2 protein-coding genes are annotated in these 4108 nt (G+C 60.0%); one reads left to right on the top strand and one right to left on the bottom strand.

Annotated features, from left to right (window positions below; translation table 11 throughout):
* Positions 1-38: 38 nt before the first annotated feature.
* Positions 39-3200 (bottom strand): glycoside hydrolase family 2 TIM barrel-domain containing protein, encoded by a 3162-nt coding sequence (locus tag QZ302_RS09080; protein ID WP_294594658.1) that lies wholly within the window; start codon positions 3198-3200, stop codon positions 39-41.
* Between the two features lie 192 nt (positions 3201-3392).
* On the opposite strand from QZ302_RS09080, the gene QZ302_RS09075 reads away from it, so the two are divergent.
* Complete coding sequence (locus tag QZ302_RS09075) at positions 3393-3839, top strand: hypothetical protein (RefSeq protein WP_294594656.1); 447 nt, start codon at positions 3393-3395, stop codon at positions 3837-3839.
* Positions 3840-4108 lie beyond the last annotated feature (269 nt).

The following is a 4108-nucleotide window of genomic DNA, read 5'->3' as shown; positions in this document are numbered from 1 at the left end:
GTTCGCTACCGCCCGACCTGTGTGTTTCAGGAAGAGGGTTATTTCCGTGTCGTCGGCTTGAGCACGAAATTGAACTCATAGTCCCCATACGGCAGCAGGTACTCCCTGAGCGGCCAAGCCCCCCAGCTGTCTTCGCACCCGAGGCCCATCTGCCGCGAAGCGATGTTGAGGGTCACGAAGTCACGCTTCACGAGCGACCCCGAGTGACGTTGCCCTTTTTCCAGGCCGTCGTCCAGATCGTCCATGGCATAAGGCAATGCCGACGCCTCGAACGGGGCGTCCGACTCGATCGTGATGCCCGTGCCGTCCGGATCGGTCAGCCGCCACCACCGCAGGTCGCTCTTGTTGCCGCTCTCCTGCGGCCGGACGTAGCCCCAATATTGATCATCCACCGCCTGGGCGTAGCGTCCGATCCGAGCCGCCCCCTGCCGGTCGATATAATTCTCCACCGGCCCGCGTCCGTAAAAGTCGATCGCCCGGAACGCCTGTGGCATCGTCAGCTCCATCCCGAACCGGAACAGATGCGGCATCTTCTCCTTCGTCGGATCGGTGGTCAGTTTCTGAGAAACCGCGATCTCGCCCGTGCCGTTGATCGTGTAATCGATCGTCAGGGTCGCAAAGAGTTTCGGCAGATCGAACACGCTTGTCACCAGAATATTACCATCCGCCAGCGTCGAATCTTTGATCGATTTGAGCCGCATCTCCGGATTTTTCCACAGTGCGAACCGCTTCTGTTGTCCCGCTCCGAAATCGTTGTCGGTCGGCGCGCGCCAGAACATCGGCCGCAATGCGCAGCCCGTTTCGACCAACTCCTTGCCGTCCAGCGTGTAGTCCGTCATCAGTCCCGTCCATCGGCTGAAATAGATTTTGTTGTCGCCCGCCACGACGACGATCGCCCGCGTATTCGGCTCGATGACCGGCCGGAGGCCCGGCGTCGCCGCCACCGTGGCTCCCCAAGCTTGGTAAGGCCGCACCGTCATCTGGTCATACGCCACCACCGTTCCCGCCGGCAGAATCCCGTCCTGAGCCTTCAGCACGTATTCCACATCGAGCATCAGTTCGCCCGTCGCCGAAGCCGGTACGGCGTAGCCCGGCAAAGCCACCTGCGCCCGTTGTTGCGGCGCGACGTTCAGTTCCGGCACGATCCCCTGTCTCACCACCGTCCCGTTGTCGCGCAGTTGCCATACCATATAGTACCGCGAGAGGTCGATAAAGAAGTTCTCGTTGTAGACCTCCACGATCCCCTTCTGCAAATCGACCGGCGTCGTCAGGATCGACCGCTGGACGTACCCCGCCTCGTACATGTGCGGATTCGGCTCGCGATCCGGATTGATGAGGCCGTTGCAGTTGAAGTTGTTGTCCGACACGGTGTACTTCCCGTAGTCCCCGCCGTAGGTGTAGATCATGTTTCCCGCCTTGTCGTACCCCCGCAGCGCCTGATCCACGAAGTCCCAGATAAAGCCCCCTTGGAGGTTCGGATATTTTCGGATCACGTCCCAGTACTCCTTGAAGCCGCCCAAAGAGTTCCCCATCGCATGCGCATACTCGCACAAGATCACCGGCCGTCCGTCCAGCCGCCCGAGATACGGATCCTTGCCCAATCGTTCCATCTCGAGTACCCCGGTGTACATCGGACACCAGATGTCGCTGTAGTGCGTACCGGTCGTGTCCCCGGCATCCCAGATCGCCCGCTCGTACTGCACCGGACGCGTCGGGTCGTAGTTTTTGATCCACTCGTACTCCTTGCGGAAATTGGCGCCGTCGCCCGACTCGTTCCCCAGCGACCAGAAGATGACCGACGGATGGTTCTTGTCCCGCAGGGCCATCCGCGATCCCCGTTCGACGTGCGCCCGTTCGAACCGGGCGTCGCCCCCCAGATTCTCCTTGCCGTAACCCATCCCGTGCGCCTCGACATTCGCTTCGTCGATCACATAGATGCCGTATCGGTCGCACAACTCGTACCAATACGGATCGTTCGGGTAGTGCGACGTCCGGACGGCGTTGAAGTTGAACCGTTTCAGGATTTCGATGTCTCGGAGCATCGTTTCGCGCGGCACGTGGTAGCCGTAGGTCGGATCGATCTCGTGCCGGTCAGCCCCCTTGAAGAGCACCGGCTGCCCGTTGACCAGCACCTGCGAATCTTTGATTTCGATTTTGCGGAATCCGACGTTGAGCGGAATATACTCCTGCGCTTCGGCCTTGCCGCTGCCGTTGTCGACCGTGACGAGCAATCGGTAGAGGGTCGGAGATTCCGCGCTCCACTTGGCCGGATTCTCGACCGGAATATCCAGCCGAACGACTCCTCCCTTGCCCGGCCTGATGCCTTGTTCCGAAACGACGGTCTTGCCCGCCGGATCGATCAATGCCACATCGACTCGCGTCGCACCCGTGGCATGGACGACATCGGCGTCGATTTTCAGGGTGGCATCCTTATATTGGCTGTCGAGGTCGGTCACCACACGGATATCTTCCAATCTGGTCTGCGGTCGGGCGTACAGATAGACGCCTCTGGCCAGCCCGCTGAGCCGCCAGAAGTCCTGGTCTTCGAGGAAGCTCCCGTCGCACCACCGGAAGACCTGAAAGGCGATCTTGTTTTCCCGCCCCGGTACGAGGTATTTCGTGAGGTCGAACTCCGCCCCGAGCTTGCTGTCCTCGCTGTATCCGACGAACCGCCCGTTCACCCACAGGTAGAGGTTCGAGGTGACGCTCCCGAAGTGGATGTAGATGGCGTCGCCTTTCCAGTCCGCCGGCACGCGCACTTCGCGGATATACGACCCCACATAATTATCCTGCGACGGAATGCGCGGCGGGGTCGGCCGTTCGATATGGCTCCACGGATAGCCTGGGTTGATGTAGACCGGGTCGCCGTAGCCGTTCACCTGCCAGATGCCGGGCACGGAGATCGTCTCCCACCCCTTGGAGTCGTAGTCGGTTTTGTAGAAGTCGGCGGGCCGCTGGTCGGCGTTTTCGACGAAGAAGAATTTCCATTTGCCGTTCAGCGACAGGTAGCGGTCGGATTGTTCCGGTTCGGCGGCGATCGCTTTTTCCGGAGTCTCGTAGGCAAAGTACGAGGCCCGCATCGGAGCCCGGTTCACGGTATTCACCGCGGGGTCTTGCCATTCGGTAAAGCTCTGGGCCCGGACTGCGCCGCAGCCGACGATCGCGCCGATTCCCAAAAGGCTTATCCATAGGTTTTTCATAGGCTTAAAAAAAGAGTTTGGTTGGTTCGCAAAGCAGGGCCGACACCGGGGGCCGGGCCGACAGCGAAACAAAGATAACTTTTTCTGCCGATTCACGGGGGGCAGGCAGCAGATTTTGGTATCGTTTTTGCATGAAATGCGATTTCGAAAATTCGGATCCCGCATCCGAAAATTTCGTTATCTTTATCCTCGATGCGTCGTTTGTCGATCTATATTCCGCTGGTTTGTGTCGTCCTGCTGGTTGTAGCGGGTGCGACGCGCGTCGTGTCGGCAGCGGGGCGGTTGTCGGTGCCGGTTACGGTCGATAGCGCTTCGCTGACGGCGGATGCTTCGGCGAAGGGTGAAGGGTATATTTTGCCGTTGACGGGTGAGGGCGATGCCTTTTCGAGGGGGTTGGGCGGCGTGCGGACGGGGCTGTCCGAGGTGCGTTGTTTTTGGCTGACGGGGATGCGGCGGGCGTTGCGGAGTCCGGTATTTCAATCGACGGATCTTTTTCTGACTTATCTGGGACGGGCTTCTGCGGCCCGGGCGTTCGCCTCGTGGCGGATGTCGTTGTGCGGGAATGCTTGTGGAGCGGCGGTCGCCGTTTCGCGGGCAGGCGACGGGTGTGTCTACGCCTTACGTCGTATCGTGATCTAATCCATTTATCATTGTTCGAGCTTTAGGGTCTGGGCTGCGGTCTTGCGTATGCGGTTAGACCCGGCCAGAGCATCCCGTAGGGATGCGCTCTAAAGTCTTTTTGATTCTTTTTCTTCAGAAAAAGAACGGTACCATTCGGGTCAAAGCTCAACCGCGCGCCGCCGCCAAAAGAGAATGAATCGCGCAGGCGCGCGAAAAAGCGGCGGAGCGACAGCGGAGCCGCAGTGAGGCGGACACGGGGCGGAGAACTGGGGCGAGCTTTGGGCGGT

The sequence above is a fragment of the uncultured Rikenella sp. genome, assembly GCF_910579375.1.
In the GTDB taxonomy this organism is placed as follows: Bacteria; Bacteroidota; Bacteroidia; order Bacteroidales; family Rikenellaceae; genus Rikenella.
The sequence above is the reverse complement of the archived record's forward strand: the minus strand, read 5'-3'. Positions and strand labels throughout refer to the sequence as shown.

Bases quoted from the DNA above. Each gene is read 5' to 3' on its own strand.
- QZ302_RS09075 (WP_294594656.1), top strand. From the start codon at position 3,393: ATGCGTCGTTTGTCGATCTATATTCCGCTGGTTTGTGTCGTCCTGCTG.
- QZ302_RS09080 (WP_294594658.1), bottom strand. From the start codon at position 3,200: ATGAAAAACCTATGGATAAGCCTTTTGGGAATCGGCGCGATCGTCGGC.